This window comes from Actinobacillus lignieresii, from assembly GCF_900444945.1.
Classification (GTDB): domain Bacteria; phylum Pseudomonadota; class Gammaproteobacteria; order Enterobacterales; family Pasteurellaceae; genus Actinobacillus; species Actinobacillus lignieresii.
Genome location: NZ_UFRM01000001.1, coordinates 660070 through 681454, shown reverse-complemented (window position 1 = coordinate 681454; position 21385 = coordinate 660070). Strand labels below are relative to the sequence as shown.

Annotated in this window: 18 protein-coding genes and 1 riboswitch; of the genes, 6 read left to right on the top strand and 12 right to left on the bottom strand. The window is 40.8% G+C overall.

Annotation, left to right across the window (positions count from 1 at the left end; translation table 11 throughout):
* Positions 1-40: 40 nt before the first annotated feature.
* Positions 41-2650 carry a type I DNA topoisomerase gene (gene topA, locus DY200_RS03150; RefSeq protein ID WP_115586891.1) on the bottom strand — a complete coding sequence of 870 codons (2610 nt, stop codon included), beginning with the start codon at positions 2648-2650 and terminating at the stop codon, positions 41-43.
* A 141-nt stretch (positions 2651-2791) separates the two neighbouring features.
* On the opposite strand from topA, the gene DY200_RS03145 reads away from it, so the two are divergent.
* The gene (locus tag DY200_RS03145) at positions 2792-3688 is read left to right on the top strand and encodes a LysR family transcriptional regulator (protein WP_115586890.1); all 897 of its coding nucleotides are present in this window, start codon (positions 2792-2794) and stop codon (positions 3686-3688) included.
* 91 nt (positions 3689-3779) lie between these two features.
* Here DY200_RS03145 and argA read toward each other — a convergent pair whose 3' ends face one another.
* From argA to ppx, 8 genes are all read right to left on the bottom strand, one after another.
* Positions 3780-5093 (bottom strand): amino-acid N-acetyltransferase, encoded by a 1314-nt coding sequence (argA, locus tag DY200_RS03140; RefSeq protein WP_115586889.1) that lies wholly within the window; start codon positions 5091-5093, stop codon positions 3780-3782.
* A gap of 146 nt (positions 5094-5239) precedes the next feature.
* Complete coding sequence (aroA, locus tag DY200_RS03135) at positions 5240-6538, bottom strand: 3-phosphoshikimate 1-carboxyvinyltransferase (RefSeq protein WP_115586888.1); 1299 nt, start codon at positions 6536-6538, stop codon at positions 5240-5242.
* 13 nt (positions 6539-6551) lie between these two features.
* The gene (gene hisC / locus DY200_RS03130; protein ID WP_115586887.1) at positions 6552-7646 is read right to left on the bottom strand and encodes a histidinol-phosphate transaminase; all 1095 of its coding nucleotides are present in this window, start codon (positions 7644-7646) and stop codon (positions 6552-6554) included.
* A 199-nt stretch (positions 7647-7845) separates the two neighbouring features.
* Entirely contained in the window at positions 7846-9114 is a 1269-nt protein-coding gene (locus DY200_RS03125) for an O-acetylhomoserine aminocarboxypropyltransferase/cysteine synthase family protein (RefSeq protein ID WP_115586886.1), read from the bottom strand.
* A gap of 205 nt (positions 9115-9319) precedes the next feature.
* Complete coding sequence (gene serC / locus DY200_RS03120; RefSeq protein WP_115586885.1) at positions 9320-10408, bottom strand: 3-phosphoserine/phosphohydroxythreonine transaminase; 1089 nt, start codon at positions 10406-10408, stop codon at positions 9320-9322.
* Between the two features lie 148 nt (positions 10409-10556).
* Positions 10557-11429, bottom strand: a complete 873-nt coding sequence (locus DY200_RS03115; protein ID WP_005597069.1) for a MurR/RpiR family transcriptional regulator — start codon at positions 11427-11429, stop codon at positions 10557-10559.
* 9 nt (positions 11430-11438) lie between these two features.
* On the bottom strand, positions 11439-11906 hold the full coding sequence (nanQ, locus tag DY200_RS03110) for an N-acetylneuraminate anomerase (RefSeq protein WP_005597071.1): 468 nt from the start codon (positions 11904-11906) through the stop codon (positions 11439-11441).
* 200 nt (positions 11907-12106) lie between these two features.
* Positions 12107-13615, bottom strand: a complete 1509-nt coding sequence (gene ppx, locus DY200_RS03105) for an exopolyphosphatase (protein WP_005597073.1) — start codon at positions 13613-13615, stop codon at positions 12107-12109.
* A 208-nt stretch (positions 13616-13823) separates the two neighbouring features.
* On the opposite strand from ppx, the gene DY200_RS03100 reads away from it, so the two are divergent.
* Positions 13824-14159: a DUF496 family protein gene (locus tag DY200_RS03100; protein ID WP_005597075.1), complete on the top strand. Its 336-nt coding sequence runs from the start codon at positions 13824-13826 to the stop codon at positions 14157-14159.
* Between the two features lie 215 nt (positions 14160-14374).
* Positions 14375-14558, top strand: a riboswitch (Lysine riboswitch).
* Positions 14559-14654: 96 nt separating this feature from the next.
* A complete protein-coding gene (lysC, locus tag DY200_RS03095; protein WP_115586884.1) occupies positions 14655-16007 on the top strand; it encodes a lysine-sensitive aspartokinase 3 in 1353 nt (450 codons plus the stop codon).
* A gap of 125 nt (positions 16008-16132) precedes the next feature.
* Here the strand turns inward: lysC and nrdR are convergent, their stop codons facing one another.
* Genes nrdR through DY200_RS03080 form a run of 3 tightly spaced genes read right to left on the bottom strand, consistent with a single transcriptional unit; the run spans position 16133 to position 18322 of the window.
* On the bottom strand, positions 16133-16582 hold the full coding sequence (nrdR, locus tag DY200_RS03090) for a transcriptional regulator NrdR (RefSeq protein WP_115586883.1): 450 nt from the start codon (positions 16580-16582) through the stop codon (positions 16133-16135).
* Positions 16582-16869 (bottom strand): YcgL domain-containing protein, encoded by a 288-nt coding sequence (locus DY200_RS03085; RefSeq protein ID WP_172539923.1) that lies wholly within the window; start codon positions 16867-16869, stop codon positions 16582-16584. The genes nrdR and DY200_RS03085 overlap by 1 nt, the downstream gene beginning before the upstream one ends.
* On the bottom strand, positions 16859-18322 hold the full coding sequence (locus tag DY200_RS03080) for a replicative DNA helicase (RefSeq protein WP_005618968.1): 1464 nt from the start codon (positions 18320-18322) through the stop codon (positions 16859-16861). Before DY200_RS03080 ends, DY200_RS03085 begins: the two co-directional genes overlap by 11 nt.
* 179 nt (positions 18323-18501) lie before the next feature.
* Between DY200_RS03080 and DY200_RS03075 the strand changes: the two genes are divergently transcribed.
* From DY200_RS03075 to DY200_RS03065, 3 genes are all read left to right on the top strand, one after another.
* Positions 18502-19410, top strand: a complete 909-nt coding sequence (locus DY200_RS03075; protein WP_005597086.1) for a siderophore ABC transporter substrate-binding protein — start codon at positions 18502-18504, stop codon at positions 19408-19410.
* A gap of 86 nt (positions 19411-19496) precedes the next feature.
* Entirely contained in the window at positions 19497-20444 is a 948-nt protein-coding gene (locus DY200_RS03070; protein ID WP_115586881.1) for an ABC transporter permease, read from the top strand.
* Positions 20444-21385: an iron chelate uptake ABC transporter family permease subunit gene (locus DY200_RS03065; RefSeq protein ID WP_115586880.1), complete on the top strand. Its 942-nt coding sequence runs from the start codon at positions 20444-20446 to the stop codon at positions 21383-21385. Before DY200_RS03070 ends, DY200_RS03065 begins: the two co-directional genes overlap by 1 nt.

The following is a 21385-nucleotide window of genomic DNA, read 5'->3' as shown; positions in this document are numbered from 1 at the left end:
AAACCACCGCTTATGCGGTGGTTTTTCATTTGTGAACTCGTTATTTTTTACGTTCTACCCATTTACCATCAAGGTAATCGACAATCCATTTGGTTGCTTTGCCGTCTTTTTCAGAAGTCACATATTGACGTTTTTCTTTACGGCTAAAGCGGATAATCGCTTCATTTCCTTCCGGATCTTGCTGAGGCGCATCGGCAAGATATTGTAATTTTTCCGGTAAACGATCACGATATTGTGCTAATTCGGCAACTTTCGGCGCCCGTGTTTCACGAGATTTCGGGAAATTGTGTGCCGACATAAACACACCGCTTGCACCGTCACGTAATACGAAATACGCATCCGATTTCTCACATTTGAGTTCTGGGAAATGCGTCGGCTCTTCACGAGGCGGCGCAACTTCACCGTTTTTCAGAATCTTACGGGTGTTATCGCACGCGGTACAACCCATATATTTACCGAAACGACCAAGTTTGAGGTGCATATCCGCACCGCATTTATCACATTCAACGATCGGGCCGTCATAGCCTTTAATTTTGAATGTACCTTGTTCTAATACGTAACCGTCACAATTCGGATTATTACCGCAAATATGTAATTTACGTTGCGGATCGATCACATAACTATCCATTGCCGAATCGCATTTCGGACAACGCTTACGAGCTAATAACGCTTTTGCTTCCGACTCTTCATCCAACACGTTGAGTAATTCCGCCTCCGGAATCAGATTCATTGTGGTTTTACAACGCTCTTTCGGTGGTAACGCATAGCCGGTACAACCTAAGAACACACCGGTAGAAGCGGTGCGAATTGCCATTTTTCTTGCACAAGTCGGACAGTCAATTTCTGTTGGCACAAGGCTATTCGGCTTCATACCGCCTTCCAACTCATCTAATTCGGCTTTAGTCAGCTGCTCAGAGAAATATTTGAAGAAATTATTAAGCGCCTCTTTCCAGTTTTTATTACCTTCCGCAATTTGGTCGAGTGTTTCTTCCATATTGGCGGTAAAGTCGTAATTCATTAAATCGCTAAAGGATTCGTCTAAACGGTCGGTAACGATTTCACCCATTTTTTCCGCATAGAAACGGCGATTTTCGGTACGCACATAACCACGCTCTTGAATCGTTGAGATAATCGCCGCATAGGTGGACGGACGACCGATACCACGTTTTTCCAATTCTTTGACTAATGCCGCCTCAGAGAAACGTGCCGGCGGTTTAGTAAAGTGCTGGCTAGGTAGCACTGCTTCTAACGTTAATTTTTCATTAAGTGCGACTTCCGGTAACACTTGGTCTTCAGCGGTTTTACCTTGTACCGGTAATGCCTTTGTCCAACCGTCAAAACGCAATACACGCCCTTTCGCTTTTAATTCATAATCGCCTGCCGTAACAGTAAGGCTGGTTGAATCATAACGAGCCGGTGTCATCTGGCAAGCTAAGAAACGACGCCAAATAAGCTCATAAAGACGCTCGGCATCTTTTTCCATACCTTTTAAATCAGCCATTTTCACATTTACATCTGAAGGACGAATCGCTTCGTGCGCTTCTTGCGCCCCTTCTTTACTTGAATAAAAATTCGGTTTAGCCGGTAAATACTCGGCACCGAATTGATTTTCAATATAACCGCGCGCTATGGCTAATGCATCTTGGCTTAGATTGGTTGAGTCGGTACGCATATAGGTAATATAACCCGCTTCATATAAGCGCTGCGCCAACATCATGGTTTTCTTCACACCAAAACCTAAACGGGTACTTGCCGTTTGTTGCAGCGTTGAAGTAATAAACGGCGGACTTGCTTTTGAGGAAGTCGGCTTTTTATCAATCTCTGAAACGATAAATTCGCTACCTTGTAACGATTTTACCGCCTCATCCGCTTGTTTTTGGTTTTTTGCCGAGAATTTTTTACCTTTATAGCCGGTTAAATCAAGCGGTAATTTTCCTTTAGCCGTTAGCGTATTGGCTAAAATTTCCCAATACTCTTCCGGTTGGAACGCTTTAATTTCACGCTCGCGCTCGACTAAAAGTTTCACTGCAACCGATTGTACACGCCCTGCGGATAAGCCCCGTGCGACTTTTTTCCAAAGTAACGGCGATACCATAAAACCCACCACACGGTCTAAAAAGCGGCGTGTTTGTTGCGCGTTTACACGGTCTAAATTCAAATGATCCGGTTGTTCAAACGCTTTTTGAATGGCATTTTTGGTAATTTCGTTAAATACGACACGGCTAAAACGTTCGTCGTCACCGCCGATAACCTCTCGCAAATGCCAAGCAATCGCTTCCCCTTCTCTATCCAAGTCGGTTGCGAGATAAATATGATCGGCTTTTTTGGCTAAAGATTTTAATTCGGAAACTACCTTTTCTTTATCCGGAAGAATTTGATAATTCGCTTTCCAATCATGGTAAGGGTCTATCCCCATACGTTTTACCAATGCGGCACGATCTTTTTCTGCTTTTAGTTTTGCTTTTTGTTCCGCCGTCATGCCTTTGGTTGAAATCGGTTTCGCTTTTTCGCCTTTTTCACTTTCACTACCGCTTTTAGGTAAATCACGAATATGACCAACACTCGATTTCACCACATAATCACTACCTAAATATTTATTGATCGTCTTAGCTTTCGCCGGTGACTCCACAATAACCAATGATTTTCCCATGAATAACTACCCAAAATATAAATAATTTAAGAAATATATTAGATTTTATTTCTTTTTAGTTGATATTTAATACTACTTGACCCAAAATGCACCGACAATAGCAAGCCTAATGATAAAAAACAATATCTAGAGAGATAAAAAATGGATAAGCTCAATGCGATTAATCTTTTCTGTCGTGTAATCGAAACACAAAGTTTTACTCAAGCGGCACAACTTGAACAGATCTCGTTAGCAATGGCAAGTAAGCTGATTGCCCAACTTGAAGAACATCTCAACGTACGACTATTACACCGTACAACTCGTAAGATCACTCCCACCGAAGCCGGTTTACTTTATTATCAACGTTGCTTGCCCATTCTTAACGAATTAAAAGATGCGGAGAATAGTGTAAGCAATATTACCTCAACATTACAAGGGAAAATCACAATTTCTCTGCCGATGGACTTCGGATCACGTTTCGTTGCGCCTTATTTAGGGCAATTTATGACAACTTATCCGAATATTCAGCTCAATATTGAGTTTAGTGATCGTCGTGTCGATGTTGTGGCGGAAGGTTATGATTTGGTATTGCGTATCGGTGCGTTGGAAGACAGCTCCATTGTAGCCAAACGCATCGCACGTTCCGAACTGGTACTTATCGCATCGCCGGACTATTTAGCCAAACAAGGTACACCGGAAAATTTGGAACAATTAACCGAACATACTTGTTTAATCTATGAAAATCATCAGCAATGGCAATTTATGGACGGTGAACAAAAAATGAAAATCAAACCTAACGCACATGTGATTTCCAATAACGGTTATGCCCTGTTACAAATGACAAAAGCGGGACAGGGTATCGTTAATTTACCGCTCTTTTTGGTTAAAGAAGAAATCAGTGCCGGCAATTTGGTTGAAATTTTACCGCAATATAAACAACATTCGATAGATATTAGCGTCTTATATCCGTACCGCCGTTACTTATCGCCTAAAGTGAAAGTGTTCATCGAATTTCTAAGCAAATTAATGGAAGATCGCCATCAATATTTAGTGAAGTAACAAGCGGTTAAATTTTCTCTATTTCTTACAAAATAAAACGTCTCTCCTTTTACGGAAAGACGTTTGCAGATATTTAGTAAAATTCAACCGCTTACTGACTGAGTTCTAAGATTAAAATCTTCGACATTCGTTGATAATTGTAATGTTCCCGCTTCTCTTTCGGTAAATCGTCCGTGGTAGAAAGCACAAAACCGCGTTCTTGGAACCACTGGGTTGTTCGAGTGGTTAATACGAATAATTTCTCGACCTGCAATTTATAGGCTCTACGTTTAATCGCTTCCAGTAACACATCGCCTCGCGACGAATCACGATAATCGGGATGTACCGCTACGCAAGCCATTTCCGCCATTTTTTCTTGCGGATAATGATTCAATGCCGCACAGGCAATCACAATACCGTCACGCTCAATAATCGTATAGTTACTGATCTCCATTTCCAGCTGTTCACGCGAACGCTTAACCAAAATCCCTTGTTCTTCAAGCGGACGAATCAGATTCAACAGCCCCGGAATATCAAACGAAGTTGCCAAACGAATATTTTCCGAGCTCTCTTCCGATAACTGCGTTCCGATACCGTCACGAGAAAATAACTCTTGCAGTAATGAACCGTCTTCTTTATAGCTCAGTAAGTGTGAACGTTTAATGCCGGCATGACAGGCTTCGATTGCCGCTTGTAAAAAGCGTGCGGCGGAATGATGATATTGTCCGGACTCAATAAATTGCGTTAAATAACGTTTAGCTTCACGAGGGTGTAAATCCGATAATACATTGCCTTCCGAATCCAAGATCCCTTGCTGATCGCAAAAACCGATTAGCTTATCCGTTTTTAACTTAATCGCAATTTGCGTTGCAATCTCCTCAAACGGTAAATTAAACATTTCTCCGGTAACCGAAGGCGCAATCGGACCGATAACCACGATTGCATCTTGTGCCAATTGTTGCTGAATCCCTTCGATATTAATCCGGCGAATCTTACCGCTTAAACCGTAATCCACACCGTCAATTACACCAAGCGGTTGCGCTAATACCGCATTGCTACTTACTACGTTTAGTACCGGAGAATTCGGTAAACGTAATGACAAACGAGAAAAAATATCATAATGCAATCCGCCGACCGCTTGCTTAACCACTTCTAACGTTTTGCTATCGGTAATACGAATATGCTTATGATAGGCGGAACTCATCTGATTTTTTGCCAATAACTCGTCAATTTGGCAACGAGCACCAAACACAATCACCAGCTTGATGCCCAAACTATGCAACAAACTGATGTCATTAGTAATATTAATAAAATTCGGGTGAGCAATCGCATTGCCGTCTAACATAATCACAAAGGTTTTCTCTCTGTGCATATTTACGTAAGGCGTGGATTGTCTAAACCATTGAACTAATTCTGTGTTACGCATAACTTCCTCATTATTTTTTGTTTCTGACAAATGTATATCAAAATGAATATTTATGCAATTTAATTGAATTAAAATTTATACCTATACATAAAAAAGCGGTTGAATTTGCAAATTTTTTTACAAATTCAACCGCTTATTATCGCTTGTTATGTTCTTTCCGACAACTTCTCAAATTCAGTGAAATAAGTTGGGAAGGTTTTTGCCGTACATTTCGGATCTAAAATCGTTACCGGCGTATCGGACAATGCAATCAAAGAGAAGCACATTGCCATACGATGATCATTATAGGTTTCAATTTCAGCATGCTGGAATTGCGTGAGTGGTAAAGGCTGAATACGAATAAAATCTTCGCCTTCTTCAACGATTGTACCGACTTTACGCAATTCGGTCGCCATCGCCGTTAAACGATCGGTTTCTTTGACACGCCAGTTATAAATATTGCGAATCACCGTTTCCCCTTCGGCAAATAATGCGGCAGTTGCAATCGTCATCGCTGCATCCGGAATATGGTTCATATCCATATCCACACCTTTAAGCTTACCCTGTTCCGCTTGGATAAAATCGTCACCCCAAGTAATTTTCGCGCCCATCGCTTCCAGCACATTGGCAAACAAGCGGTCGCCTTGGATCGAATTTTTACCAATACCGGTTACCTTCACTTTACCTTTAATCGCACCGGCTGCTAAGAAATAAGAAGCGGATGACGCATCGCCTTCTACCAAATATTTTTCCGGTGAGAGATAACTTTGATTACCTTTAACCACAAAGGTCTGGTAATTTCGATTCTCAACTTTTACTCCAAAATCTTTCATCATCGCCAAGGTAATATCAATATAAGGTTTTGATACCAGTTCACCGATAATTTCAATTTCCATATCGCCTTCGGCAAGCGGTGCCGCCATCAGTAAAGCGGTTAAGAATTGGCTGGAAATTGAGCCGTCAATTTGTACTTTCCCGCCTTTTAGACCGCTATTGCGGATTGCTACCGGCGGATAACCTTCATTTTCCAAATATTGAACGCTTGCACCCGCTTGACGAAGCGCATCAACCAAGTGTTTGATCGGGCGTTCTTTCATACGAGGCTCGCCGGTTAAAACCACTTCCGCTTCAGTTGCGCCTTTTAGACATAATGCTGCAGTTAGCGGACGCATTGCCGTACCGGCATTACCTAAAAATAACGCCAAACCGTTTTTCCAATTAAACGCACCGCCGACACCTTCAACGGTACAAACGGTTTTATCTTCCGATAATGAATAATTAACGCCTAATGCTTTTAACGCATTGAGCATATGGCGAATATCGTCACTGTCTAATAAATTGGTAACCTTAGTCGTCCCTTTCGCTAAAGCGGCTAATAATAACGCACGGTTTGAAAGGCTTTTTGAGCCGGGTAAATTAATCTCGCCCTCAACACGGCTGATCGGTGCTAATGTAATTTTTTCCATTTTATTCTCTAAATTATCCCAACACTTTTACTAATGCGGCAAACAAGCGGTCATTTTCTTGCGGTAAACCGATACTGATACGTAAATGATTCGGCATACCGTAACCTGCAATCGGACGAACAATCACGCCTTCACGTAATAAGGCTTCGTAAATCGGTGCGGCAGGACGTTTGAAATCAATCGTAATAAAGTTACCTTTGGAAGGAATATAATCCAAACCTTGTGCTTGGCAGAATGCTTCATAACGTTGCATCTCTTGGCGATTATTTTCCGCAACTTTTTCCACAAACGCATCGTCATTCATCACCGCAATCGCTGAAGCCAATGCAAGGCTGTTACAGTTAAACGGTTGGCGTACTCGATTTAATAAATCCGCAATTTCAGCGTGAGAGACCGCATAACCGATTCGCAGCCCGGCAAGTCCATACGCTTTGGAAAGTGAACGAGAAACAATTAAATTCGGATATTTTGCTAATAAACCGAATGAATCAACACGCTCGCAAGCGTCTGTAAACTCGGTATAGGCTTCATCGAGTACTACCAACACATTTGCCGGTACTTTCGCTAAGAAAGCGTCAATTTCTGCTTCACTTAAGAAATTTCCGGTCGGATTATTTGGGTTTGCAATAAAAATCAATTTGGTTTTTTCATTGATTGCAGCAAGAAACGCCTCTAAATCGTGTCCCCAATTTTTCGCCGGAATCTCACGAGCCACCGCATTAATCGCTTTAGTCACTAACGGATACACGATAAAGGCATATTGCGAATAGATAATTTCATCTTGCTCGCCGGCAAAAGTATGCGCAAATAATTCCAATAAATCGTTTGAACCGTTACCTAAAGTAATTTGATTCGCTTGTACGCCGAACTTTTTTGAAATTGCCGCTTTTAATTCAAAACCGTTTGCATCCGGATAACGAGTGAGATCATTGAGTTGATTAATAATCGCTTGTTTTGCACTTTCAGGGAAACCGAACGGGTTTTCATTGGAAGCGAGTTTAATGATATTACTGATACCCAGCTCACGTTCTAATTCTTCAATCGGTTTGCCCGCTTGGTAAGGAGAAAGGGATTTTACACCCTCATTAGCGATGTTGAGAAATTGCATTTTTACCTCTGTAACATTATTTTTATTGAGTAGTGTTCGGATTGTATTAGAGAATCCCAATCTTTGCCAGTAAAAAATATGTTACAGATGGAAAGAAATTAATACAAACGTAATGGATTGATTTTCTCTCTTCCCTTCATAAACAAGCGGTCGTAAATCTAGGAAAATTTACGACCGCTTATACATTCATATTAAGTCTTTACACAGCTTGCTCAAATGCTTGAGTTAAATCCGCTAGAATATCTTCCAGCGTTTCGATCCCGACCGAAAGACGAATCAATGTTTCGGAAATATTCGCCGCTTTGAGATCTTCAGCACTTAACTGACGATGTGTAGAAGTTGCCGGATGTAACGCACAAGTACGAATATCCGCCACATGCACTTCTCGAGAAACTAACTTAAGCGCATTCAGCCATTTCATCGCAGTTTCTTTATTACCTTTTAATTCAAAAGAAAGCACGCCGCATAAGCCGTTAGGCGTATATTTTTGCTGTAATGCGAAATCCGGTGAACTTGCCAATGCCGGATAATATACGCTTTTTACTTGAGGATGCGCTTCTAAGAATTCCGCAACCGCCTTAGCATTGGCAAAATGTTGTTTCATACGGAGGGATAATGTTTCCAACCCTAAGTTCAGTAAGAAACTGTTTTGCGGTGCGGGCGTTGCACCTAAATCTCTCATCAATTGCACTCGAGCTTTTACCATATACGCCGCTTTACCGAACGTTTCGGTATAAACCAGCCCGTGATAGGTTTCATCCGGTTGGTGGAAGGCTTTAAATTTAGGGTTATTCCAATCGAAATTTCCGCCGTCAATAATCACCCCACCCAATGCGACCGCATGACCGTCAAGATATTTTGATGAACTGTGTACCACTATATTGGCGCCGAATTCAAAAGGACGGCAGAAATACGGCGTAGCAAAAGTATTATCGACAACTAACGGACATTCCGCCACTTGCGCTAATGCGGCAAATTTCTCAATATCCAATACGCGTAACGCCGGATTTGCGATAGTTTCACCGAAGACTGCTTTAGTATTCGGACGAATCGCTTTTTTCAATTCTTCAATCGGGGCAAATTGATCGACAAAAGTCACTTCAATCCCCATTTTGCGGAACGTATGTGCGAATAGGTTATAACTGCCGCCGTAAATGCTGGATGCGGAAATAAAATGGTCGCCGGATTCAAGTAAATTCATCAGCGCATAGAAAACCGCAGACTGCCCCGATGCGGTACACATAGCCGCAACCCCGCCTTCTAACGCCGCAATTTTTTCTTCCACCGCATTCGTCGTCGGATTCGCCAAACGAGTATAAAAGAAGCCCGCTTCTTCTAAATCGAATAATTTCCCGATAGATTCCGCACTATCATAGGTAAATGTCGTACTTTGTACGATAGGTAAAGCTCTCGGCTCGCCGTTTTTCGGCGTATAGCCTGCATGTAGGCAAAGTGTTTCAAAATTCATAAATATTCCCTTTTTGGTTGAGTAAAGTTTTTTGATTGTAACAGAAAACGATACAGTTATACGCTTAGTTTTAGCGAATGATCCGTTAGGATTTTCCTTTCATATCAAAATAAAATAATATATTAAAACTTATCGGAAACATAAAATCGACCTGTAAAAAAACCACCTGCACGGCAGATGGTTTCTTTTTATATACGCTCAAGTATTACGCGTTTTCTTTCGCAAATTTATCCATAAATCCAATTAACGCTTGCACGCCTTCAATCGGCATCGCGTTATAAATTGATGCGCGCATACCGCCTAACACTTTGTGTCCTTTTAAAGCGTGTAAACCGCAAGCGGTCGCTTCCGCCACAAATTTTGCATTTAATTCGTCATTATCGGTGGTAAATGTCACATTCATTACCGAACGATTGGTTTCGGCAATATAATTACGATAGAAGTTGCTGTTATTTAAGTAGTCGTACAACAATTTCGCTTTAGCTTCATTACGTTTTTCAATCGCCGGTAAACCGCCTTCTTTGATTAAATGTTTAAATACCAATGAACATAAATACCAAGCGAATGTCGGCGGCGTATTGATCATCGAATCGGCATTGACTTGCGTTTCGTAATTCCAAATAGACGGTGTAGCGGTACGCGCCTTACCAATCAGATCTTCACGTACAATCACTATCGTAATACCTGCCGGACCTAAATTCTTTTGTGCGCCGGCATAAATTAAACCGAACTTACTAATATCAATTTTACGCGAAAGAATATTTGAAGACATATCCGCAACCAATACGGCATTACCTACATTCGGAATCTCGTGAATTTCCACCCCGCTAATCGTTTCGTTCGGGCAATAATGCACATAATCGTATTGATCGGCGATGTCGCTGAAATCGGTACGAGTAACGGAAATGATCCCGTTTTGATCTTTTTCTACAATATTGATTTCATTGATTTCGCAGAAATTACGTGCTTCTTTTGCCGCCGTTCCGGACCAATGACCGCTGTTTAAATAAAGAGCCTTACCCTTTTCGCCGATCAAATTCATTGGAATCGCCGCAAATTGTCCTCTCGCACCACCTTGTAAAAATAGGATCTTATAGTTATCCGGAATATTATAGACTTCACGCAGATCTTTATCCGACTGTGTCGCCAACTCCATAAACAATTTACCACGATGACTGACTTCCATCACCGAAGTCCCTTGATTTTGCCAATTTAATAATTCTTGTTGAGCTTGTTCCAAAACGGCTTTCGGCATCATTGCCGGGCCTGCGCTGAAATTATAAACTTGTGTCATTGTGTTTGCCTCTTTGTGTGTTTTTAAAAACTGATTTAGCCATTCTAGCGAAAATATTCGCTACTTTAAAAGTACTTTTTTACGGAAAAAAAGTAAGCGGTCAAATTTACAAAAATTTCTGCAAATTCGACCGCTTGTAATTTATCGATTATCGACCGTGAACGCGTTGTTCTAAGATTACGTCTAAAGTTTTTTGTTTTTGCTGAATCGATTTTTCCGGCTCCGCTTTAACCAAGAGCGAGTAAATCAGATCAAGTACAAACAATTGCGCCATTTTGGTCCCGATCGAATCTCCTTGCATATGACCTTGTCGATTACCGTTAATCAACACATAATCCGCCACATTGGTAATCGGCGAACGAATATGATGAGTAATCGCAATGGTTTTCGCATGATTTTTTCGTGCGATTTTCAACGCACTGATTACCTCGTCGGAATAACCGGAATGGCTGATACCGATCACAACATCGCCTTCACGTAACAATGATGCCTGCATATACATAAAGTGGTTATTGGTAACCGCATCGGTTTGTAAGCCGATACGCATCAATTTATGTTTGGCATCTTCTGCGGTAAGCCCCGACGATCCGACACCGAATAAGAAAATACGTTGCGCTTTTTGTAATTCCTCAACCACATATTCCAACTCTTGGAAATCCAATAGATTGATTGTTTCCGCAATCACATTATTTAAACTGCTTTGCAATTTAACCGCAATTTCTTTCGGCGTATCGCTTTCCGATACATCCGTATCAAAAATGGAATTACTGCGTTTTTCTTGCGTGGCTAATTCGATGGCCAAATCCAGTTTAAAATCGGTATAGCCTTTAAAACCCAGCGTTCTACAAAATCGAATAAAGGTAGCTTCACCGACATCCAATTGCTTGGCAACCTCAGAAAGAGAATTCTGACTTAAAATTTCAGGCTGAGCCAAAATCGCCGATGCGATTTTCTTTTCCGTTTTGGTCAGGCTGGTTTGTAACGCACCGATTGTATCTAATATTTTACCTCGAGCAGACATTTGCGCCTCCTATAGATAACTCACAGGTACTTTCACCACAAGTTTTTTAAGTAATTTATTTTGTCCGCCTACCGCATTTCCCGGTTTATGCGGTTCGTAAGGAAGAAAGATCGCAAACATATTCGGTTGTAAAATCAACTCGTTTTTATGTTCGATTTTATCGGTAAGTTGATAGTCGTCTTCATCTCGATATTCGTCATACAGTGCCAAATCAGGTTCGCTCAAACCATATTCAATCATTTCTTCCCCTGAGATAAGTAATTGAATATCAATAAATTTACGGTGCATTTCAGCTTTTTTCTCTTCCGCCGGCGAGGTTTCGAACTCCATCACGTTCATACGAACACCCTCTTCAAGATCCTGCCAACCTAAGGGAAGATTAACTAAATCTAAATTTTTAAGTTTTTCACATAAACGCGCAAAAACAGGGGGTAACGATTTCGCATAATCCGCACGAGATAAATCACCTAATAACATATTAACAGTCCTTACCTTAAATTAACTATTACATAGATTGCCGTATCAATTCAGCAAACACTCCATAAATGAAGATATACTCCAATAATAGTAGGTTAAAGACTTATCTTAGAAATAACAAGGAAGAAAAGGGAAAAATGAGAACTAGATCAAAATTTTATAAAACGCGAGGCATAAACATTTATGCCTCTTTGACAGGACTAACCCACATTGAGTACTAAGCCTAGAGAAGACAAATATTTTTTTTCTTCTTCCAAGTCTGCCAGAACGAGAGGATTTTTAGCTAAAAAACCCGAATCGAACGAGAGAAACCATTCGTTATTATCAATATGCAAGTTTAAGATTTTAGAGGTTACCGTCGCTTGACGAGAACGATTAAGTAAAACGGCCAATCTGAATAATCTTAGTAAGGTAAGAATATCGCGATGCTGATAACGATTGGTACTACGAATATCGCTACGTTTGAAACCTTTAAGATGAAAGCGCATTAAGGTTGCTAATAAATTCTGCTGTTCAAAATCGAATCCGGGTAAGTCTCGATTCGCAATAATATAAGCGGAATGTCTATTAACGCCGTTATGATTGATGACGATCCCGATTTCATGCAACAAACTCGCCCATTTCAGCATACTCGACAATTCCGCCGTTTGGCGACGGTTACGCCAACTTTTCACTTGCTCGAACAATTCCAATGCCGTATGTTCCACTCGATTCGCCTGTTGCTGATCGATATTAAACTGCTCCGCCAATGCTTCTGCAGTACGCTGTCTAATATCGCCGACTTGAAAACTTTTCTCTAACCCGTACATCACGCCTTCTCGCAAAGCTCCGTCGGAATAACGCATCGATTCGATTCTGAAAGTATGGAAAAGCGCGAGCAAAATAGCTAATCCGGGAACTAAAACGTCGGCTCGTTCCTCAAGTAACCCCTTCATCTGGATGCTATTTAACGAATTAAAACGTAAACAATCGTCGATTAAAGCCTGTAAACGTTCTTCCGTAATTAATCCGTCACGGTAACCGTTCGCAATTAAAACTTTTTGTACGGTTTTTATCGTACCTGACGAACCTAAAACGTGTTGCCAACCGAGCTGACGATATTCCCAAGCCAAATCTTCGATTTTTTCCATTGCAAGTTGATAAGCGCTGTCAAAACGTTCAATGTTTAACTCGCCCTTTGCAAAAAATCGTTTGGCAAAGCTCACGCATCCCATATGACGGCTCTCGGCACGTAACGGCGTAAAATTATCGCCAATCGTCATCTCCGTCGAACCGCCGCCGATATCCACCACAAACTTTCGTCCGCGTTCAGGTTGAGTATGACTGACTCCGGAATAAATTAAGCGCGCTTCTTCTTGCCCCGAAATGATTTGAATAGGGAACGGAAATACTTCAGCCGCTTGTGTTAAAAAGTCTTCATTATTAATCGCCCGACGCAAAGTATAAGTCCCGACCACCTTCACGTTTTCCGCAGAAAATCCTTGCAAACGATCGGCAAATAACGCTAAACATTCTACGCCTCTTGTAATCGCTTCTTGACTCAAAATACGATTTTCATCTAAACCGTCCGCCAAGCGAACTCGACGCTTCAAACGTGAAAGTATTTGGATTGAACCGTTTACAATGCGTGCCACAATCATATGAAAGCTGTTCGATCCCAAATCGATCGCAGCAAACTCTCTCGGCATTAATTGTTTAGACGACGACATAAAAATATCCTTATAAACAAACGATGAAGATAAATATTAAGATTCTATCATTTTTACTACGAATCGATAGAAAATTTCTTCATTAATTTGACGGTATCGTTGTTTCTTTGAACAAATAAGTAAAGTGGAATAAAACATTTTGACGAATCAAATTAAAAAGTCTAGGATTCGATTAGTTTTAATATTTACTAACCAAGAGGATCTTCAAATGGCTGATGTTAAAAAACAATCTTTCCAAGATATGTTGGATTATGTTCATCTATACCGTTTAAAAAACAAACTCCATCGTGAAACGGCGGACAATGATCGCAAAATTCGCGATAACCAAAAACGCGTATTACTTTTAGATAACTTGAATCAATATATTAGCGATTCGATGACGGTGGAAGACATTCGTGCCATTATTGCGAATATGCGTGACGATTATGAAAATCGTGTGGACGACTATATGATTCGCAATGCCGAACTTTCAAAACAACGCCGTGAAATCCGCCAAAAAATGGCGGCGCATAAAACGGCCGCATCGGAAAAAAATGAAAAATAATTAATCTCCCTTATCGAGGCCGGAAACATTTAATTTTTTTATAAAGCCGAATTAAAGATCCGACCTCTTTTATTTTCAAGCCTAATTCTTCTCAAATTAGCCCAATCCTTAAGCATTCTTATCATTCCGAATAAATATCGTTTGACACCTTTATAAGAAAAAGGTATTTCTATACGTGCTTTCCGTACTATTACGGAAGGAAGTAATGATTTTATCATTGCGGGAGAGGCGCAACACTCAGGCAGTTTAATCCAAGGCAACTAGGGCCGTTTGAGGATTAAATGATGGGAGTGCTTGCCGAGGTGTGAATTCACTAGACTGGAATGAACATCGGCTGAGTCAGGTTGAATCCTATCAGCTGTCATTTAACGCAAGTTTAAATGGAGTGCTCTGATTAATTGGTTCTTAAATCAAACCGCCTAATCTACTCAATTTCCTTTCGAATATCCACTACACATATCATCTATTATTTTTGATTTATAGGAAATTCTTATTATGTCTCATCTTTCGGTTGCAAAATTCGGTGGAACCAGTGTAGCAAATTTCGACGCAATGACATCTTGTGCGAATATCGTAACATCAGATGCCAATACGCGTGTTGTCGTACTTTCTGCGTCTGCAGGCGTAACTAATTATTTAGTAGAATTAGCGAACGGTTGTGAAAAAGAACGTCGTGAAGAAATCTTGGATGCGGTACGTACCATTCAATACAACATCATTGAAAAATTACAAAATCAAAGTGAAGTTTCCGCTGAAATCGACGAATTATTACAACATATCGCCGCATTAGCGGAATCTGCAAGTCTTGCGACATCCAACGCTTTAACCGATGAATTAATCTGTCACGGTGAAATGATGTCCACTAAAATTTTTACTCAGTTGCTAAAAGAACGTAATTTCCCGGCAGTATGGGTAGATGTGCGTGACATTGTCGCGACAAATAGCAATTATGGAAAAGCCGCACCAAATGACGAAAAAACGCAACAGCAATCCGATGCGATTATTAAACCGCTAATTGCAGCAGGTAATGTCGTGATTACTCAAGGTTTTATCGGTCGAGATGATGAGGGTAAAACGACCACTTTAGGTCGTGGCGGCTCGGATTACTCTGCGGCATTATTAGCGGAAGTGCTAAATGCGAATGACGTATTAATTTGGACGGACGTACCGGGTATTTATACAACCGATCCGCGTGTCGTACCAAATGCACAGCGTATTGATACCATGGCATTTAACGAAGCGGCGGAAATGGCGACTTTCGGTGCAAAAGTGCTACATCCTGCAACTTTATTACCTGCCGTACGCAGCAACATTCCTGTATATGTCGGCTCAAGCAAAGCACCGGAACAAGGCGGTACTTGGGTAACGCGTGATCCGCAACCGCGCCCGACGTTCCGTGCAATTGCGTTACGTCGTCACCAAACATTATTAACGCTATCCAGCCTATCAATGCTTCACGCTCAGGGCTTTTTAGCTAACGTGTTCGCTATTCTGGCAAAACACAAAATTTCGGTAGATGTAATTACTACATCGGAAGTCAGCGTAGCATTAACTTTGGATAAAACCGGTTCGGCATCATCCGGTGCGGATATGTTATCAAAAGAATTACTGGACGAATTAAACGCTTATTGCCACGTACAAGTGGAAAACGATTTAGCGTTAATCGCAATTATCGGTAATAATTTACATACGCAAGCCGGTGTGGCTAAACAGTTATTCCATACGATTGAGAATTTCAATATTCGCTTAATTAGCTACGGCGCAAGCACAAACAACGTTTGTACGCTTATTAAAAATGACGAAGCGGACGAAGTGGTTCGCGCACTTCACGCCGGACTATTTGAATAAACGTAAACTCCAAATATAAACAAGCGGTTGATTTTTGTAAAAATTTAACAAAAATCAACCGCTTGCATTTCGATAGAAGCGCTAAAAGAGACGACAAAAATACCGTCGTATGCTCGTAATATTCTCTATTCTCTTAACTTCTCAATTTCTTTAGTAAACTCTTCAATATCATCAAAGCTGAGATATACCGAAGCAAATCGAATATAGGCAACCTTATCCAATTGCTTTAGCGCATCCATAGCAAGGCTACCGACTAATTTACTCGGTACTTCTCTCTCACCGGTTGATTGAAGCTGAATAATAATTTTACTGATAGCTTTTTCCACATCATCCGCACTAACCGGACGCTTTTCCAGCGCACGATTTAAGCTGACTCGTAATTTATTTGCATCGAACGGAACGCGGTTACCGTTATTTTTTACAATATAAGGTACGACTAATTCCGCAGACTCAAATGTCGTAAAACGTTCTTTACAGCTGGTACATTCACGACGGCGACGAATTTGATAACCGTCCGCAGCAAGACGAGAATCTACAACTTTGGTTTCTTCCGCGGCACAAAACGGGCAGTGCATTAGTTCCCCCCTTTATGCTGTTCAAGGAATGTTTTGAGCAAATTTTCCGGTGGAGGCGGCATCTGTAGGAAAAAGCCTTGTGTTTGGATCGCTTGCAAAACTTCTTCATTTTTTGACCGCTTGAGCTGCTTTTCACCGTTTAAATTAAAAAGCATCACAAATTGCGGTTTACCGAACATTTGACGTAACGCTTCTGGAACATTGTCAAATTGGTCTCGTTTTGCCACATACAGAAACATTCCTTCTCTTTTCGGGCTTTTATAAATCGCACAGAGATTAGTACTCATCGTCATAGGCTCCGCCTGTATAGTTATCAAATCTTGAATATTGTCCTTGGAAAGTTAAACGCACTCGTCCAATCGGACCGTTACGCTGCTTACCGATAATAATTTCGGCAATACCTTTTAAATCGGAATTATCGTTATACACTTCATCACGATAAATAAACATAATTAAGTCCGCATCTTGCTCGATAGAGCCGGATTCACGTAAATCCGAGTTTACCGGTCGTTTATCGGCGCGTTGTTCCAAACTTCGGTTTAACTGAGAAAGTGCGACAACCGGCACTTGTAATTCTTTTGCCAACGCTTTCAGAGATCGAGAAATTTCGGCAATCTCTAGGGTTCGGTTATCGGAAAACGCCGGCGCACGCATTAACTGTAGATAGTCCACCATGATCATACTTAGCCCGCCGTTCTCACGATATACACGTCTTGCACGAGAACGTAATTCGGTCGGCGTTAAGCCGGAACTGTCGTCAATATAGATATTTTTGCGCTCTTGCAAGATTGCCATCGTACTGGATATTTTCGCCCAATCTTCATCGTCATGAATTTGTCCGGTTCGGATTTTCGTTTGATCCACGCGAGAGAGCGAAGCCAACATACGCATCATAATTTGGTCCGCCGGCATCTCAAGACTGAAAATCAGTACCGGTTTCGCCGGCTTTTTGCGAGGATTACCGTATTCGTCCAAATCATTCGGATCTTCTACATCCAGTAACGAAGCATTTTCACATAAGTTCATCGCAAACGTAGTTTTCCCCATAGACGGACGCGCCGCAACGATAATTAAATCCGACGGTTGTAAACCTGCGGTTTTTTTATTTAAATCGAGGAAACCGGTTGAAACCCCCGTTACTCCGCCGTTATGACGATTTTTAGAAAGCATTTCGATACGAGCAAGCGTATTAATTAAAATATCATCAATCTTTTGCGGGCCTTCATTCGCCGAATTACGTTTCTCTGCGATTTCAAACACAATTCGCTCAGCTTCATCCAGCACGTCTTTTGAACTTCTGCCTTTGGTATGATAGGCCATTTCCGCAATTTGATTACCGGCCGAAATCACCCCTCGTAGATCCGAACGGTCACGGACAATATCGGCATAAGCAAGGATATTCGCCGCACTCGGCGTGTTCTTAGATAACTCTGCCAAATAGGCAAAACCGCCTACATCTTGTAGTACGCCTTTATCTTTCAACGCTTGATCTAACGTAATAATATCAATCGGTTGATTATGGCGTACCAACTCCACCATTTGCTCGAAAATAGTACGATGTGCATAGTTATAAAAATCACCGGCTTGAATACGTTCGGATACGTTATCCCAATGTTCGTTATTGAGCATAATACCGCCTAATACGGCTTGTTCCGCTTCGATAGAGTGAGGAGCAATCGCAATTTGTTCCACTTGCTTGTCTCTTGAATTCTCTTTATTAGTTGGCGTGTATTCAGGCATATTCATACTCTTTTAGTTAGTGATATAAGTAATTAGTTTAACGGAATTTTGCATAAATTGAAATTTGCAAATATTCAGTGAAAATCGACCGCTTAAATTTTACTTTACATTATAAAAAATCCGAATAGAATTATTGCTAATCATTTTCATTACATCTACTCACTAAAGGAATGTACATTATGTTTAAAAAAGTATTATTCGGCTTAACGCTTGCAGCGACACTTACGACATCCGTATTGGCTAAAGAAGTGACTATTCCGACTGTTCGCGGCGATGTAACGTTTACTCAAACACCGGCTAAGTTAGCCGTTTTTGATGCGGTTGCCATTGATATTTTATCTCATTTGGACGTGCCTATCGCAGGTAGTCCCGATGTAACTAAAACCCTTCCTTATTTAAAACCTGCGGTTGAAAAAGCGGTAAATATCGGTACGTTTTTCGAGCCGAATTTAGAAGCATTAAATTCGTTAAAACCGGATCTTATTATTGTCGCGACACGTTCCGCCGCAAAATTAGATGATGTAAAAACCATTTCAAATGCGATTGATTTAAGTATTCCGACCAATTTAAATACGCTACAAGCAGGCTTACAAGAAATCGAACATTTAGGTAAGCTATTCAATAAAGAAGAAAAAGCGACACAATTAAAAACGGAAATCGAAGCATTACTTCAAGAAACCAAATCGGCGGTAAAAGGCAAAGGTAACGGTTTAATTGTGATTGTAAACGGTGGAAAAATGTCTGCTTTCGGTAATAAAGGGCGTTTAGGTTGGATCCACTCCGCTCTTGATATTCCGATGGCGATTGAAAACGTCGGACAAAAAGGGACAAGTCACGGACAACCGGTATCATTCGAATTATTACAAAAAGTGAATCCGGATTGGTTATTCGTGTTAGATCGTACCGCTGCAATCGGTGAAGAAGGCAAAACGGCTCGCGAAGTACTGGATAATGCATTAGTACATCAAACAAACGCTTGGAAAAATAATCAAGTGGTTTATTTAAGTAGCTCCGCATATTTAGCGGCAGGCGGTGTAACTCAAATGCGTGAAGATCTGACGAATATCAAAAAAGCATTTTCAAAATAACTTAAAAAGTTTAACCGTTAGATAGATAAATGGCACATATCTCAATATATGTGCCATCGTTGATTATTAATATCCCTATAAAAATAATGCAAAAACTAACCGCTTTAAATTTTTTATTTCTGGTCTTACTTTTTCTATTGAGTATTTCAGTAGGGGTTGCCGATTTCCAATGGAGAGATCTTTTCACCCATACCGAACAGCTTGAATTACTTTTTATCAGTCGATTACCCAGAACGCTTGCCGTTGTACTTGTCGGTGCCACACTTGGTATTGCCGGAATGGTACTTCAAATCGTACTTAAAAATCGTTTTATTGAACCCAGTATGATTGGAGCCAGCCAAAGTGCGGCAATCGGTATCTTAATTGCCAGCTTAATGTTTCCTGCCACACCGCTTATTATGAAAATGTCCTTTGCAACGTTAAGCGCATTAATCGGTATGGGGATTTTTATGCTGTTGCTTCGTCGATTACCCCCCCATCAAAAGTTGATGGTTCCGCTCATCGGAATCGTATTCGGTAATATTATTGAGGCCATTACTACTTTCGTCGCATACGAAACCGACTCTTTACAATTATTATCCGTTTGGTTCTCAGGCGACTTTTCCGGTATCTTAGCAGGGCGTTACGAATTATTATGGCTAACAGCCGGGCTAGCCGTCCTTGTATATATTATGGCGGAACAACTCAGCATTGCCGGATTAGGTCAAAATATCAGTACCAGTTTAGGTATCAATTACCGCCAAATGACTTGGTTTGCGTTAATTGTGGTTGCAATGATTACCGCGGTGGTTGTAGTTACGGTCGGACAAATTCCGTTTATCGGATTAGTTGTACCTAATATCATTTCTCGTTTAGCCGGTGACCGTTTACGCCAGAATTTACCTTCAGTAGCATTACTCGGCGCGAACTTAGTCTTACTTTGTGACATTATCGGACGTGTGGTCAATGCGCCTTATGAAGTACCTATCTCGACCATCTTCGGGATTTGCGGAACGATTGTTTTTCTCTATTTACTGTTTAGAGGGAAAAAATAATGCGTACCTCTAATATATTGTTTTTTTTAACCGGAATCTTATTCGCCAGTAGCCTATTCTTTATGGCATATAACGCTAACGGCAACTGGGATTTTGTCTTACCGTTCAGAGGCAAAAAATTAGTTCTACTCTTAACCATTGCTTATACTATCGGCGTTTCAACATTATTATTTCAAACATTAACCAATAATCCTATTTTAACTCCGAGTATTTTAGGCTTCGATTCGTTATATCTCTTAATACAGACGGCTTTAGTATTTACTTTAGGCGGTGTTGGGTTTACGCAATTGGATCTTATCAGTAAATTCGGGATCGAAACTTCGCTTATGTTATTCGGTTCACTCTTATTGTTCCGCACGCTGAATAAAAATAATACCGATCTTGCCAGAATGATTTTAGTCGGCATTATATTCGGTGTGTTATTTCGTAGTTTAAATAATTTACTGCAACGAATGATTGATCCCGAAGAATTCGCGGTTGCGCAAAGTACCTCATTTGCAAGTTTCAATACCGCTAACCCTACATTGCTTTGGATTAGCGTCAGTATTACGATATTAAGCGCTTGTTGGATTTGGCATCATCGCCATAAATTAGACATTTTATTACTTGGTAAAGATAGAGCGATCGGATTAGGATTAAACTATTCTCAATTTACACGACAATTACTCGTTTGTTGTGCGTTGTTGGTTGCCGTTTCAACCGCTTTAGTCGGTCCTATTCTATTTTTAGGATTATTGGTATGCGCATTAGTGAATGCAATCAGCCCCGTAATTGCCCATAGTGTCAGAATACCGATGACGGTGATTATCTCCTCTATCACTCTTGTGCTTGGACAGGCTGTCTTTGAGCAGTTACTTAAAATGCAAGGCGTGTTAAGTGTTGTTATTGAATTTGCCGGCGGGATCGTATTCATTTATTTAATTTTAAAGCAGAAGAAATAA

Excerpts from the sequence above, each read along its gene's own strand:
- topA (WP_115586891.1), bottom strand. The coding sequence starts at position 2,650 with ATGGGAAAATCATTGGTTATTGTGGAGTCACCGGCGAAAGCTAAGACG.
- DY200_RS03145 (WP_115586890.1), top strand. The coding sequence starts at position 2,792 with ATGGATAAGCTCAATGCGATTAATCTTTTCTGTCGTGTAATCGAAACA.
- argA (WP_115586889.1), bottom strand. The coding sequence starts at position 5,093 with ATGCGTAACACAGAATTAGTTCAATGGTTTAGACAATCCACGCCTTAC.
- aroA (WP_115586888.1), bottom strand. The coding sequence starts at position 6,538 with ATGGAAAAAATTACATTAGCACCGATCAGCCGTGTTGAGGGCGAGATT.
- hisC (WP_115586887.1), bottom strand. The coding sequence starts at position 7,646 with ATGCAATTTCTCAACATCGCTAATGAGGGTGTAAAATCCCTTTCTCCT.
- DY200_RS03125 (WP_115586886.1), bottom strand. The coding sequence starts at position 9,114 with ATGAATTTTGAAACACTTTGCCTACATGCAGGCTATACGCCGAAAAAC.
- serC (WP_115586885.1), bottom strand. The coding sequence starts at position 10,408 with ATGACACAAGTTTATAATTTCAGCGCAGGCCCGGCAATGATGCCGAAA.
- DY200_RS03115 (WP_005597069.1), bottom strand. The coding sequence starts at position 11,429 with ATGTCTGCTCGAGGTAAAATATTAGATACAATCGGTGCGTTACAAACC.
- nanQ (WP_005597071.1), bottom strand. The coding sequence starts at position 11,906 with ATGTTATTAGGTGATTTATCTCGTGCGGATTATGCGAAATCGTTACCC.
- ppx (WP_005597073.1), bottom strand. The coding sequence starts at position 13,615 with ATGTCGTCGTCTAAACAATTAATGCCGAGAGAGTTTGCTGCGATCGAT.
- DY200_RS03100 (WP_005597075.1), top strand. The coding sequence starts at position 13,824 with ATGGCTGATGTTAAAAAACAATCTTTCCAAGATATGTTGGATTATGTT.
- lysC (WP_115586884.1), top strand. The coding sequence starts at position 14,655 with ATGTCTCATCTTTCGGTTGCAAAATTCGGTGGAACCAGTGTAGCAAAT.
- nrdR (WP_115586883.1), bottom strand. The coding sequence starts at position 16,582 with ATGCACTGCCCGTTTTGTGCCGCGGAAGAAACCAAAGTTGTAGATTCT.
- DY200_RS03085 (WP_172539923.1), bottom strand. The coding sequence starts at position 16,869 with ATGAGTACTAATCTCTGTGCGATTTATAAAAGCCCGAAAAGAGAAGGA.
- DY200_RS03080 (WP_005618968.1), bottom strand. The coding sequence starts at position 18,322 with ATGCCTGAATACACGCCAACTAATAAAGAGAATTCAAGAGACAAGCAA.
- DY200_RS03075 (WP_005597086.1), top strand. The coding sequence starts at position 18,502 with ATGTTTAAAAAAGTATTATTCGGCTTAACGCTTGCAGCGACACTTACG.
- DY200_RS03070 (WP_115586881.1), top strand. The coding sequence starts at position 19,497 with ATGCAAAAACTAACCGCTTTAAATTTTTTATTTCTGGTCTTACTTTTT.
- DY200_RS03065 (WP_115586880.1), top strand. The coding sequence starts at position 20,444 with ATGCGTACCTCTAATATATTGTTTTTTTTAACCGGAATCTTATTCGCC.